Source organism: Roseibium suaedae, assembly GCF_900142725.1.
In the GTDB taxonomy this organism is placed as follows: domain Bacteria; phylum Pseudomonadota; class Alphaproteobacteria; order Rhizobiales; family Stappiaceae; genus Roseibium; species Roseibium suaedae.
In genome coordinates this window covers 1-13671 of sequence record NZ_FRBW01000006.1, presented here as the reverse complement: position 1 = coordinate 13671, position 13671 = coordinate 1, and the positions used below count along the sequence as shown (strand labels likewise).

Genomic DNA, 13671 nt, shown 5'->3' with positions numbered 1-13671 from the left:
GGGTGCAGAACGTCAATTCGGAAGGCTGTGGATGATCCTATCGCAGGAACGCGCATCTTGCCTGCAGAAACGGATATATTGCTGAAAGATAAGTATTTTTCCCAGTTCAACAGAAGGCCCGCCTGATCGAGGCCTCAAAAGTGAAAAACGCTGGTCCCTGTCCGGTGGGGCAGGACAGGGGCCAGCAGAAAAGTCCCGCAGCGGCATCAGTCTTCTGGTCCGGTCCTCACTCCATATCGAAGAGCAGGGCCTGACCGTCCGTGACCCAGATCAGGGGCGGGAGGGTGTCTTCTGAGGTCTGGAGACCGTCGCCGGCGGTCAGGCGTTCGCCGCCGATGGTGGCAACCCCTTCGACGATCTGCACGAAGGTCCGCCGCCCCTTGCCGGACGGCACCGCCAGCGAGCTGCCTGCCAGCGGATAGGCGATGGAGAGCTTTGTGTCCGACAGGAGGCTCAAGGGGGCTTCCCCCCTGGTGCCGCTGGCGATCAGCGTCCAGTCCCGGGCGTTTTCCTGTTCCGGCAGACTGGCCTGCTGATAGTCCGGCGCGCCGCCCTGACTGTCCGGAAGGATCCAGATCTGCAGGAAATGCGCGGGAGCCGTCTTGGAAGCGTTCATTTCCGAATGACGGATACCGCTGCCCGCCGACATGAGCTGGACCTCGCCGGGGGCGATTTCCGTCTCGTTGCCGAGCGTGTCCTGGTGGCGCAGCTTGCCGGCGAGGACCAGGGTCAGGATGTCCATGTCGCCATGGCCATGTTCGCCAAAGCCGGAGCCGGGAATGATCCGGTCCTCGTTGATGACCCGCAGGGCGCCATAGCCCATGCGGGCCGGATCGCGGAAGCCGCCAAAGGAGAACGTGTGGAAGCTGTCGAGCCAGCCCGTGGTGGTGTGGCCCCGGTTCATGTTTTCGTGGATCAGGCTCATGGTCATGTCTCCAGGTCTGTCCTTGCCAGTCCTGCCTTGGTCAGACCTGCGCCTTGCGGCGCGCTCAGGAAGCTGGCGAGGGCGTCGATTTCGGGCTGGCGGATTTCATGTCCGCCGTCATGGATTTCCAGCGACAGGTCAGCCCCTTGCGCGTTGAAATAGGTCACCAGCGCCTCGGTCAGGGGCAGGGGGCAGATCGGGTCGCGGCGGCCTGCGGTCAGCAGGATCGCCTTGCCCGCAAGGCCGGCCTGCTCTGCCGGGGTCCAGGGGATCAGCGGGTGGAGCAGGGCAATCCGGTCAAAGAGTTCCGGATGCCGGAAGGCCACCGCCGCCAGAATGTTGGCGCCATTGGAATAGCCGAAGGCATAGACCGGGTGACCGGGATTTTCCTGCCGGTGCGCCGTGATAAAGGCGGCCATTTTCTGCGTCCGCAGCTCCAGATCCGCCATGTCGTAGACCCCTTCGCCCGTGCGGCGGAAGAAGCGCAGCGCGCCGTGTTCGGATACGTCGCCCCGCGGCGAGACAAGCCCTGCTTGCGGCAGGATGTCCTCGACGAAGCCGGCAAACTGATGCTCGTTTCCGCCCGTGCCGTGGAAGGCCAGGACGAGGGGCTGCCCGGCGGCCGGAGCCTTCACGCGGGCGGTATAGGATGAAGTCGTCATGATCTGTCTCCTGTGATCCGGGCCGCCTGCGCGGGGAGGGGGCTCCCGCGCAGGCGCGCTTCGTCAGTCGGTGATCGGCTCAAGAAGCGCTTCGATCTTGGCCCGGTGCGGCTCGTAACGGCTCGGCAGTTTCAAGGCTTCGCCCAGATGTGCCGTGTCCTCGTCCCGGTCGAAGCCGGGCTCGTTGGTGGCAACCTCGAACAGGATGCCGCCCGGAGTGCGGAAATAGATCGCCCAGAAGTAATCCCGGTCGATCACCGGCGTGACCTGGTAGCCCGTGTCCAGAAGCGCCTTGCGCACCTCCAGCTGCGCTGCCCGGTCCTCGACCGCGAAAGCAATGTGGTGGACGGAGCCTGCCCCAAGCCGCGCCCTGTTGGCGGAGGGGAGGGTTTCAATGTCGATGAAATCGGCACCATTGCCGCCTTCCACCGCAAAGCGGGTCCAGTTGTCCTTCCGGTCAACCTCCTGATAATTCATGAAATTCAGGAGTTCAGCCGTGGCACCGCCGTCTTCCAGACGGAAGCTTGCGCCATGGAAGCCGCGGATCGCCTCGGCGCTGCCGATGCCATCCACCGTCCAGCCGCTGCGCCCCTCTTCGCCGGTTTCGATCAGGGAAAAACCGTCCCGGTCCGGCCCCTGGAAGCGCAGGCGCTTTTCGCCAAAGGCCTCATATTCGGCGAGGCCCTGGACGTTGAGGCCGGAGAGCCGCTCCTTCCAGTAGCCGAGGGAGCCCTCGGGAATGGCAAAGTAGCTTTCGCCCACTTCCCCGGTGCCCTGGCGCCCCTTGGCGATGTGCGGAAAGGGGAAATAGGTCATGACCGAGCCGGGCGTGCCCGCTTCGTCGCCGTAATAGAGGTGGTAGACCTCCGGATCATCGAAATTGACGGTCTTCTTGATGCGGCGCAGGCCGAGCGTCTTGGTGAAGAAGTCGCTGTTGGTCTGGGCACTGGCGGCCATGGACGTGATGTGGTGCAGACCCTTGATTTGCGTAAGCATGGTGACTGTTCCTTTCAGGCTGCGGCTGTTCGCGCCGTTGAGAGAAAGATGGCCCCGGGACAGACAAAAGAGAATGGCAATAAAATTGCGGATATTATTTCAATTTATGCAATAGTTGCTTCATGATCGATCTCGACCACATCCGCATCTTCCTGGCCGTCGCCGAACAGCGCAGCTTCGTGGCCGCCGCCCGCGAGCTGTCCATGACCGCGCCAACCGTCACCCGCGCCGTCAGCAGCCTCGAAGACCAGCTCGGCATTCAGCTTCTGCTGCGCACGACCCGCCATGTGTCGCTGACCTCGGCGGGCGCGGTCTATGCCGCCCGTATTGCGCCACTGCTCGACAGGTTTGAGCAGGTCAACGAGGAGCTGCGCGAGGAGCAGGGGGATGTGGCGGGCCTCATCCGCATCAACGCGCCCATGTCCCTTGGCCAGCAGATCCTGCCTGATGTGGTGGCCGGTTTCCGGGTGGATCATCCGCAGACGGTCCTGTCCCTTTCGCTTACTGACCGGTTCATCGACATTGTCTCCGATGACTTCGATCTGGCGATCCGGATTTCCGAGGCGCCGCGCGACAAGTCCACCATCTGGCGCAAGCTCTGTCCGGTCCGGCGTGTTCTGGTGGCCTCGCCCGGCTATCTCGCCGCCAATGGTGTGCCCCAGGCGCCGGAAGACCTGGAACGCCACACCTGCCTTGCCTATGACGAGCGTTCGGCCTCGGAAACCTGGGAGCTGCGGTCGCAGGGCAAGACCCGCAAGATCCGCGCAGGCCAGACGCTTGCAGGCAACAATGGCGAATTGATCGCCCGGCTGGCGGCCAATGGCGAGGGCATCGCGCTTCTGCCCCATTTCATCGTCGAGGAGGCCTTGCAAGGCGGGCAGTTGCAGCAGGTTCTGGAAGACTGGAGCCCGCCGGAACTCTGGCTGACCCTCTACTACCCCCCCTACGACCGCCTGCCCATGCGCGTCGCCAGGTTCTCCGATTTCTTCGAAACCTACGTGACCCGGACAAGGCCGCTGTGAGGGGAGAAGATGCAGAACGTCTTGGGCTGTCACCCCGGGCGAGCAACGCGAGACCCGGGGCCTACTCGCCTGATCGGGAACGCAGGCAGTAGAAGGAAGCTGACGGAGTTCTGCCGAAACGGCTCTAAATATACTTTGGGCTGCGGGCCGTTGCCGTTTCAAGAAAAGCTCTGGGAATGAGTGGGTCCCGGGTCTCGCTTTGCTCGCCCGGGATGACGACCTGGAGCTTGATAGCTTTGACGGCAGGACGAAGACGGAGGGGATTTCTCATGCGGAAAGGCTGGTTTAGCCAGTTTTCCAGCTCGGAACCTCTTAGGCCGTCATCCCGGTTTGGTGCCCTGCACCAAGACCGGGAGCCAGTACGCGCTAGAGTGGCGACTTGAAAAAGGCAGTTCCCTCAGAGGTGTACTGGATCCCTGCCTTCGCAGGGATGACACTCAATTTTTGGCGATTTGTGGCCTTCAAGGGTGATTGGGTCTTTGTCAGCAGGTCCCCGATGCGCTGCTTCCCGCGCCTCACAAGCTCCCGACCTTGCAGGCGGCGCTGAAGGAATAGCCGACGCCGTAGACCGAGCGGATCGGGGGCTCTACCCCAGTGTGATCCTGGATCTTGCGCCTCAGACGGCTGACAACCGCATCCAGATGGCGGTTTTCGAACTGGGTCTGGCGGCTCGACAACAGCCCGGCCAATTCCTCGCGCGAGCATGGGGCGCCGGAGTTTTCGATCAGGGCGGTGAGAAAGGCGAGTTCGGTCGAGGTCAGCTTGATGGCGCCACCCTCCGGCGGCATCAGCTTCCAGGCCACCGTATCCAGCATCCAGTCGGGCACCGTCAGGTTTTCAGCCTCAGGAGCGGACAGGCGGCGCAGCAGGCTCTGGATGGCCGCCAGGATTTCCCGCAGGCTGGTGTGCTTGACCAGATAGATATCGGCGCCGCTGTCGAAGCCCCGGACCCGGCTTTCCGGGTCACCATGGGCGGTCAGCATGATGATGCCGCAGTCGAACATCCTGCGGATCTTCGGCGCAAGCTGGAAGCCGTTACCGTCGGGCAGGGAAATGTCGAGAATGACCACATGGGGCGGCTCCATGGTCTGGAGGGCCATCTCCATCTCCCGCACTGAGCCCACGCCCTTCGTCTCGAAGCCATGCAGGCTCATGTAGTCGACCAGGTCGGCCCGCAGGGAATCCTCGTCCTCGACAATCAGGATGCGGCTCATGATGTTGCAGTCTCCACATGCTGCCAGGATTGGCCGGAAAGCAGACCGGACAGGGGCAGGCGCACCGTTGCGACCGTCCCCATGCCCGCATCCGGGCCCGTTTCGGAGCTGGATTCCGTTCCGGTTCCGCCTCTGGGCCTCAGGCTCAGGGAGCCATTGTGATAGTTGAGCAATTGCTGGCAGGTGTGCAGACCCAGCCCGCTGCCGGATGTCGCCCGCGTGTTGGACGCGCGGAAGAAGCGGCGGCCGATGTGGCTCTGCTCGCCCGCCGGAACGCCGATGCCCTGGTCCGACACCTCGATGATCAGGAGATTGTTGCGCACGAACAGGGCGATGTCGACCTTGGTCTCCGGCGGCGAGTATTTCAGCGCATTGTCGACGAGATTGACCACCACCGTGCGCAGCATTTCCGCATCGGCCCAGTAGTCCTCAAGGCTTTCCACCCGGGTGAAATGCAGCCGCCACCCAAGCGCGACCAGATCGAAGTGGTTTTGCACCTGCTCGGTGAGGGCCAGCGTGTCGATCTTCTCGACCTTCAGCAGCCCTTCGCCCTGCCGTTCGCTCGCCAGGAACCGGTCGATCAGCATTGTCATGCGCGACACCGCATCTTCAATTGCCCGCAGCCGCTTGGCGACGGCTTCCTGCGGGCGCTCCAGCATCACGTCCAGCATTTCGCCGGCGTAGCGGATGGCCGCCAGCGGCGTGCGGAATTCATGGCTGACCATATGCATCAGCTGGCGCTGTTCCTGCCGGGCGGCCTTTTCCGCGTCCAGACTGGCCGACAGTTCGCTTTCAAGCCGCCGCCGCTCCGCAATCTCCCGCGCCAGTGCGGAATTGCGGTCCCTGAGATCCATGGAGAGCCGCATGCCGACCATGAACAGAAGGCACAGGAAGAAGCCCAGCAGGAACAGGTGGCCCTGAAAGAAATACCAGGAATTGATGTTGCTCAGAATCGGGCCATTGCCGACGGTCGCCGGATAGAGATAGACGAGCGCGCTCTGCAGCACGCTGGCGCCCATGTATTCGGCCAGCAGCGCGATCGTGATCCAGCGCAGGAAGGCCGGCTGGCTGCGATCCTGCACGAGGGTCCGGATCATCACCGCCATGAGCGCCAGGGTGAAAATCGTCGAGGCGTGAATGCGGATCGAAAGGGCCTGGGGCGCAAGCAGCAGGGAGGCGCCGACACAGAGGAAATGCGCAACAAGACAAAATACACCGAACCGCAGGCAGCGGGGCTGGCCGAGAAACCGCGTCAGGCCGTCGGCCAGCAGGACAACGCCGATCTTGATCACCGTGTTGTCGGTCAGGATGCGCCAGAGCGCCGGGTCCGGACCGCGCTGGATCAGCAACAGCAGGCCGAAGGCGATGGCAAGGAACCCGGCAGCGACCACCTTCAGCTCATAGATCTGGCGCCAGGCCCTCCAGGCCAGCAGCCACGCCACCGCCTGCAAGGCCGTGGTGCAGAATTCCATGATCAGCAGTGTCTTGAGATCCAGCATGGCTTGTTGATGACCCAGAACCACACGCCCCGCAAGCTGCCGTCTCGAGCGTTCCGCAGATGCTTTGCAGCGATTTTCCCGGATCTGTGACATGGAAGCCGCGGGAATTGTAAGAATCTGTCAGGAATGGATGGAATTCAGAGGAATCTATCAGAATTGGTGGGTGGAATTCCGCAACGAAAACCAGCTATCTGAAAGGAATATTATCCGGCGCTTTTTCTGCCGGAGACGTTTTTTGGAGATTGCAGATTATGACGAACGGGAGGGTTCGCCCGGCCAGGTCCGGTAACCGTACGGTTTCGCATGTGTCACCTGTCATGCCGGGCCCGGCTTGCAGGTCCCATTCCGTATCCCGGTCTCTGTCCCGTTCCCTGGCTCTGACCCTGTCTGTCACGACCGCCCTGGTGCCGGTTTCGGCCTGGGCCGGCGAGCCGCTTCCGACCGGTGGCGCCTTCATCTCCGGGACGGGTGCCATCAGCCAGTCCGGCACCGGGATGGACATTCACCAGTCCTCCGCCAGCGGCATCATCACCTGGAACGGCTTCGGCATCGGCGCGGGCAACCAGGTTCACTTCAACAATGGCAGCGGCGCGACGCTCAACCGGGTCACCGGCAATGTGGCCAGCCAGATCGACGGCAGCCTGACGGCCACTGGCAGCGTGTTCCTTATCAATCCGGCAGGCGTTGTGGTCGGCACGGGCGGCATGGTTGCGACCGGCGGTTCCTTCGTGGCCTCCACCCAGGACCTGACCGACGCCGACTTCCAGGACGGCGGAGCCATGACCTTCTCCGGCACCAGCCGCGCCGGAGTGACCAATGCGGGCACCATCCGCTCCGCACAAGGGGACATTGCCCTGATCGCACGCCGGGTGGAGAACTCCGGCACCCTGGAAGCACCCAATGGCACGGCCGGTCTTGCGGCAGGCTATGAAGTGCTGATGAAGGACGGCGCGGATGCGGACGGTCTTCTGTCGGTGCAGGTCGGCGGCGAGGACACGGAAGCGGTCAATTCCGGCACGATTGCCGCTGCCAATGCGGAAATCCGCGCCAATGGCGGCAATGTCTATGCGCTTGCCGGCAACACGGACGGCGTGGTCAAGGCCACCGGCGTCAGCCGCTCGGGCGGCCGCATCTTCCTGACCGCAGGCGAAACCGGCAAGGTTCAGGTCACCGGCAAGCTGAAGGCGCGCACGGTCGCAGCCGACGTCCCGGTTCCCGGGTCCAAGCCCGCCACCGAAGGCGGCAGCATCACCATAACCGGTGGCGATATCAATATATCCGGCACGGTTGACGCCTCGGCAGAGAGCGGTGCGGGCGGGACCATTGTGACGACGGGCAAGGACATCATGCTCGCCGACGGGGCCCTGCTTGACGCATCAGGGGCAACAGGCGGCCTTGTGCTGGTCGGCGGCGATTTCCAGGGCGGCTATAATGCTGCAACAAAATATCTGGAAGAAGATGTCGCGACGGCCGAAACGGTTACGGGCGCCACAGATGCGACGATCCGCGTTGACGGCACCGCCGGCGAGGGCGGCCGAGCCGTTGTGTGGTCGGACGATACGACAATCTTCGACGGCACGATTACGGCGACAGGCGCGGGCACGGCAGCGGGCGGACAGGTGGAAACCTCCGGCCATAACCTGGTGCTTGGGGACAATGTTTCCATCTCGACCCTCTCCGAGCAGGGCGCGACGGGAACCTGGCTGATCGACCCCTATAATGTGACCATCTCCACGTCGTCGAGCAACAATGCTTCTGTCAATGTTGTCGGGAACCCCTGGGTCGTAGCTCCGAATGCAAGCGGCGCGAATCTCAACAACACGACCTTGAACAGCTATCTTTCCAGCAATAACGTCACCATCACGACGAATGGAGCGGGCGTGGAGGCGGGCAACATCACGGTTTCCGCCGCGGTGTCCTGGACTGCTGCAACCACACTCACCCTGCAGGCCGATGCAAGCACGGGCGGCATCTTCATCAATGCGGCGATCACGGGCTCGAATGCCAGCAGTGTACTCAACCTGAGCGCCGGATCCGGCGATATCAACCAGACTGCACCGATCACGGCCGGAACTCTGACTGCAACAACGGCGAATGGCGGGCATGTCACGCTCACCAATAGCAGCAACGCGGTCTCCACTCTCGGTGCTTCCAGCTCTGCCGGCGCTTTCCAGTTTTACAACTCACAGGCGCTCACCGTTACCGGTCCGTTCTCCAGCGGCGGCTCGGTTGAACTTATTGTCGACTCTGGTGACTCTAGCGGTGATCTGACCATCGACACCGAACTCACCGGCACAGGAACAAACGCCTATTATTCCCTGCAAAGCTCAGGCGATCTCAATATCAACAAGAGTGTGTCTCTCAGCGGCGACAGCGCGTTTCTTGTTCTGGATTACGGTGGGAGCTCGGACTACACACTTGGTTCAGGTGCCCGGATCACACTTTCCGGTTCAGCCCCCACCCTCGTCATCGACGGCAATACTTATACGCTGATCCACGACGCCAGCGACCTGCAGACTATTTCCGGCAGTGGCTTTTACGCCCTGGCGGAAACGGTCGATGCCAGCGAGACAGCCACGTGGAATTCTGGCGCGGGATTTGAAACGATCGGGGGGTTTTCCGGAACCTTGGCGGGATTGGGGAACACCGTTGACGGCCTGACGATCAACCGTCCGGGTGAGACATCGGTCGGCTTGTTCAGCTCAACGAACGGTACCTTCCGGGACTTCACCTTGTCCAATGTCTCGGTGACAAGCGGCGGGAGCGCCGGTGCCTTGGCCTATCGGATCGAAGCAGGGCAAGGCATCAGCAATGTTCATGTTACCGGAACAGTGACGTCGCTCGGACCTGGCGGACAGGTTGGCGGCCTTGTCGGCTGGAGTGATCAGATCACGATCTCCAATTCGTCCTCAGCAGTAACGGTCACGGGCTTTGGCGAGACTGGCGGTCTGGTCGGACGTCTTCGGGCAGGAACCATCATAAATTCATACGCCACCGGTGCGGTCACCGGAACAAGCAGCTATGTGGGCGGCCTTGTCGGTGGAACCTTTCAGGGCGGAACCCTGACCAACGTCTATGCCAGCGGCCTGGTCACAGGCACAAGCGCCGTCGGTGGTCTGGTCGGCGGTGCGGTCTTCGCCGGCGCTGTGACTGCCACCAACGCCTATTGGGATGCGGACTCCACTCGCCAGAGCTCAAGTTACGCCGGCACCTCCATCCTCAACCAGGATGCCTACGACCAGACGACCTATTCCGGGTTCGACTTCACCAACACCTGGGTGATGATCGATGGCGAAACCCGGCCGATGTTGCGCAACGAGTATTCGGACAAGATCTTCACGGCCCATCAGCTCCAGCTCATGTCCCTGGATACGACCGCCAGCTACACGCTTGGCACCAATATCGACATGACAAGCGCCTTCACGGCCAACGTCAACGGCTTTTACGGAGATGTCTGGAGCGCTTCGGGTTTCGATCCGATAGCGTCTTTTTCCGGAAGCCTTGATGGCCAGAGCCACACCATCACAGGTCTGACCATCGATCGGAGCGGTGATAGCCAGACCGGCTTGATCAAACTCCTGTCCGGAACCATTTCCGACATAGGCCTTGTTGGCGGCAGTGTCGCGGGCGGAACGCAAAGCGGCACCCTGGTCGGATATGTCGATACTTCCGGCGTCATCACGCGCAGCTTTTCCAGCGCAGACATGTCGGCGAACGGTAATTTCGTTGGCGGTCTTGTCGGGGCAAATGCCGGTCAGATTTCCCTTTCCTATGCGACGGGAGATGTGATCTCCTCAGCTTCGAGTGTAGGCGGTTTTGTTGGTGTCAACGACGGGACGATCAGCAATTCCTTTGCAACAGGGTCGGTCAGTGCCACGACCTATGCCGGAGGCTTTGCGGGCGGCAACCGCAGTGTGCTCACAAGCGTCTACGCGACCGGCCGTGTCCTCGGTTCAGGGACCAACGGCGGACTGACGCCCTATAACACGGGCACCATCACGACCAGCTACTGGGACACCCAGACCTCCGGGACGACTTCCGGATGGGGGACCAGCCAGACCACCGCCCAACTCCAGGGCACCTTGCCGACCGGCTTTTCCAGCGCGATCTGGGGGACGGGTGCAGGACTCTATCCCTATTTCAAGTGGCAATACGCGTCCACGCCGGTCGCCGTCTCCGGCCTTGCCTATGACAATTCCGGCTCTGTTCTTGCCGGTGTGGATGTCAGCGCCCTGTCTGCAGGCAGTCTGCTTGGCACGTCAACGTCCGGAGCAAACGGCTATTATTACATCCTGAGCGAAGCAGGCTCGATCGACGCCACGGGTGCGCTCGCCTATCTGAACGACGGCGCAACCGACGGCGCGGCACTGAAAGATACGGTCGCGAGCACGGGCATCACGGGCCTCGACGTTTATGGCTCGAAGCTCAACCTGATCACGGAGGAGACGAGCCTCTCCGCCACCCAGACGAACCTTTCGACGGCTCTCGGATCCTATTCGGACACGGATCTCGATTTCATCACCACGAGCGCCAGCACCATTCAGACGTCTTCCGGCTATGATCTTGTGCTGGGTACTGCGTCCAACTACGCGCTGGACATCGCCACCCTCTACTCAGGTGCGGATCTTTCTCTCACCAGCGGCGGGACATTCAGCCTCACGAGCAACGTGAGCCTGCAGGGAGATGGAGATCTGGATCTGAATTCGCCGTTCGCCTGGAGCGGCAGTTCATCTCTCAGTGTGACAAATGCGGGCAGCGGGACGACAACCTTTGGCGGCAGCATCACGGCCGCGGATGGCGGACTTTATATTTCCGGAGTCTCCGGCACCGCAACCACGGCGTCCGCCGTCAGTCTCGGCTCCTTCGGGTTGAGTTCCGGCACCTGGAGCCAGATTGCCGGCACCCTGCCGTCCTTCTCCGTCACCAACTTCCAACTCGCTGAAACAGCCACCTTCCTGCGGGTAACCGGTGGCGACGGCAGCAGCAGCACGCCCTATCAGATTGCAGATGCCTATGGCCTTCAGGGCATCGGCGGGGACAGCATGCGAACCCTGTCCTTTGTCCTGGCAAATGATATCGATGCCTCGGGAACCTCTGCCTGGAATTCAGGTGCTGGCTTTGCACCGATCGGGAGTTCCGTTGGATCAGGCTTCACGGGCAGTCTTGATGGCGAAGGACACACGATCAGCGGCCTGACCATCAACCGCGCGGTAACGCAATATGTCGGCCTCGTCGGTGTGGCCGGAAGCGGCGCGGTGATTACCGATCTGACCCTGAATGGCAGCAGCATCACCGGGAACCAATATGTTGGCGCCCTCGCCGGCTATGCCCTTTCCGGATCGGCCTTTTCCGATGTCGTGCTGACCGGTGGCAGCGTGAGCGGTGCCAGCTATGTCGGTGGACTTGCAGGTCAGGCTTCGGCCGGGTCAACGATTACCAATGCGACCTCTTCCACGAATGTCACCGGATCCAACACCGCGATCGGTGGGATTGCCGGTGTCTTGGCCGGCGCCATGAGTGGGACTTCGTCAAGCGGCACCGTAACAGGAACAGGAGCCGTAACTTTCATTGGCGGCCTCGCCGGCCTGGTCATGGCAGGAGGAACCATAGATCTTGCCTATGCAACCGGGGACATCACTGCAGGTGGCACAACTGCGTCTGGCGGAAGTGCCGGAGGTCTTGCCGGTGGCAACTTCGGGTCAATTACCCGGTCGTTTGCAACCGGTGACGTGACGATCGGCAGCAGAAACGCCGGTGGCCTCGTCGGTTTGAACTCCGGATCGGTCACCAATTCCTATGCGACGGGGCACGTCGATGCTTCGACACTGGCGGGCGGATTGATCGGATTGGAAACGACATCCGGGTCGGTCTCCAATGCCTATGCGACCGGCACCGTCACCACGGACGACAGCACCGAGGGCGGCATCGTCGGCCTGGCAGATTCCGGCGCTGGCTCCACCTTCAGCAACGTCTTCTGGAACACCGAAACCTCGGGCCTGACAAACGCAGGCGGATCGGTTTCCGGCGCAGCTGTCGGAGCCACCGGGCTCGATACTGAAGGCATGATGACCCTGTCCTCCTTCACGGGAGCGGGCTGGGACATTGATGACGAAGGCGGCACGGGTTCTATCTGGCGCATCTACGAGGGCTCGACAAATCCCTTGCTGCGCGGGTTCATGACCAGCCTCACAGTCACCGGCGGCACGGGCACGAAGACCTATGATGGCAGCACGTCCAGCTCCAGCACCGGCACCCTTGTCTACGGGGCGTCCTACGACAATTCGCTCATCTCGGGCACTGCCCGCTATGTCTCGTCCTCGAAGAATGCCGGCTCCTATACTGGCAGCAACCTGACCCTCACAGGGCTCTATTCCTCCCAGCTTGGTTACGATCTGGCATTCTCCAGTGGCAGTTTGACGATTTCCAAGAAGAGCCTTTCGGTTACGGCAACGGCAAACAACAAGGTCTATGACGGCACCACCTCGACCACCGGCAGCTTCGGGGCCTTCTCTGGCCTGATCTCCGGGGATGTGGTCAGCATTGCCAGCGGTTCGGCCTTCGCCTTCCTCACCGATGGGGCAGGAACGGGCAAGGCGGTCAATGTCACCGGCATCGGCCTGTCCGGCACGGACGCGGGCAACTACACCATCGCCTCGACGGCTTCGGCCACCGCCGCAATCACGCAAAAGACCCTGACGGTCTCGGCCATTGCTGACAACAAGGTCTATGACGGCACCACCTCTGCCACCGGCAGCTTTGGTTCCCTTTCCGGCCTGATCTCGGGCGATCTCGTCAGCCTCGATGGCAGTGCGCTCTTCGCCTTCCTCACCGATGGGGCAGGGGCAGGCAAGGCAGTCAACGTCACCGGCATCGGCCTGTCCGGTGCGGACGCAGGCAACTACACCATTGCCTCGACGGCCTCGACCACGGCGACGATCACGCCCAAAACCCTGACGATCTCGGCAAGCGCGAATGACAAGGTCTATGATGGCACGACGTCGGCCACCGGCAGCTTTGGTTCCCTGTCCGGCCTGATCTCGGGCGATCTCGTCAGCCTCGATGGCAGCGCACTCTTCGCCTTCCTCACCGATGGGGCAGGGGCAGGCAAGGCAGTCAACGTCACCGGCATCGGCCTGACCGGTGCGGACGCTGGCAACTACACCATTGCCTCGACCGCTTCGACCACCGCCACGATCACGCGCAAGACCCTGACGGTTTCTGCAAGCGCGGACGACAAGATCTATGACGGCACCACCTCGGCCACCGGCAGCTTCAGCGGGTTCTCCGGCCTGATCTCCGGGGATGTGGTCAGCCTTGACGGCAGCGCGCTCTTTGCCTTTGCCGACAAGAACG

Annotated in this window: 7 protein-coding genes; 2 read left to right on the top strand and 5 right to left on the bottom strand. The window is 62.1% G+C overall.

Annotation, left to right across the window (positions count from 1 at the left end; genetic code table 11):
* Positions 1–226 precede the first annotated feature (226 nt).
* The 3 genes from BUA94_RS20505 to BUA94_RS20495 form a co-directional block, all read right to left on the bottom strand.
* Entirely contained in the window at positions 227–925 is a 699-nt protein-coding gene (locus tag BUA94_RS20505; protein WP_208980182.1) for a pirin family protein, read from the bottom strand.
* A gap of 2 nt (positions 926–927) precedes the next feature.
* Positions 928–1587: an alpha/beta hydrolase gene (locus BUA94_RS20500; RefSeq protein WP_073015252.1), complete on the bottom strand. Its 660-nt coding sequence runs from the start codon at positions 1585–1587 to the stop codon at positions 928–930.
* A gap of 63 nt (positions 1588–1650) precedes the next feature.
* The gene (locus tag BUA94_RS20495; RefSeq protein ID WP_073015251.1) at positions 1651–2583 is read right to left on the bottom strand and encodes a ring-cleaving dioxygenase; all 933 of its coding nucleotides are present in this window, start codon (positions 2581–2583) and stop codon (positions 1651–1653) included.
* Positions 2584–2705: 122 nt separating this feature from the next.
* Between BUA94_RS20495 and BUA94_RS20490 the strand changes: the two genes are divergently transcribed.
* The gene (locus tag BUA94_RS20490; protein ID WP_073015250.1) at positions 2706–3605 is read left to right on the top strand and encodes a LysR family transcriptional regulator; all 900 of its coding nucleotides are present in this window, start codon (positions 2706–2708) and stop codon (positions 3603–3605) included.
* A 515-nt stretch (positions 3606–4120) separates the two neighbouring features.
* On the opposite strand, the gene BUA94_RS20485 is transcribed toward BUA94_RS20490, so the two are convergent.
* Positions 4121–4819 (bottom strand): response regulator transcription factor, encoded by a 699-nt coding sequence (locus tag BUA94_RS20485; protein ID WP_073015249.1) that lies wholly within the window; start codon positions 4817–4819, stop codon positions 4121–4123.
* Complete coding sequence (locus BUA94_RS20480) at positions 4816–6318, bottom strand: sensor histidine kinase (protein WP_235860666.1); 1503 nt, start codon at positions 6316–6318, stop codon at positions 4816–4818. Before BUA94_RS20480 ends, BUA94_RS20485 begins: the two co-directional genes overlap by 4 nt.
* A gap of 251 nt (positions 6319–6569) precedes the next feature.
* On the opposite strand from BUA94_RS20480, the gene BUA94_RS20475 reads away from it, so the two are divergent.
* Positions 6570–13671: YDG domain-containing protein (locus BUA94_RS20475; RefSeq protein WP_139251226.1), on the top strand; the 7102-nt coding region annotated here is incomplete at its 3' end.

What these genes read in the sequence shown, in the direction of transcription:
- BUA94_RS20490 (WP_073015250.1), top strand. Translation starts at nt 2,706, where the DNA reads ATGATCGATCTCGACCACATCCGCATCTTCCTGGCCGTCGCCGAACAG.
- BUA94_RS20485 (WP_073015249.1), bottom strand. Translation starts at nt 4,819, where the DNA reads ATGAGCCGCATCCTGATTGTCGAGGACGAGGATTCCCTGCGGGCCGAC.
- BUA94_RS20505 (WP_208980182.1), bottom strand. Translation starts at nt 925, where the DNA reads ATGAGCCTGATCCACGAAAACATGAACCGGGGCCACACCACCACGGGC.
- BUA94_RS20500 (WP_073015252.1), bottom strand. Translation starts at nt 1,587, where the DNA reads ATGACGACTTCATCCTATACCGCCCGCGTGAAGGCTCCGGCCGCCGGG.
- BUA94_RS20495 (WP_073015251.1), bottom strand. Translation starts at nt 2,583, where the DNA reads ATGCTTACGCAAATCAAGGGTCTGCACCACATCACGTCCATGGCCGCC.
- BUA94_RS20480 (WP_235860666.1), bottom strand. Translation starts at nt 6,318, where the DNA reads ATGCTGGATCTCAAGACACTGCTGATCATGGAATTCTGCACCACGGCC.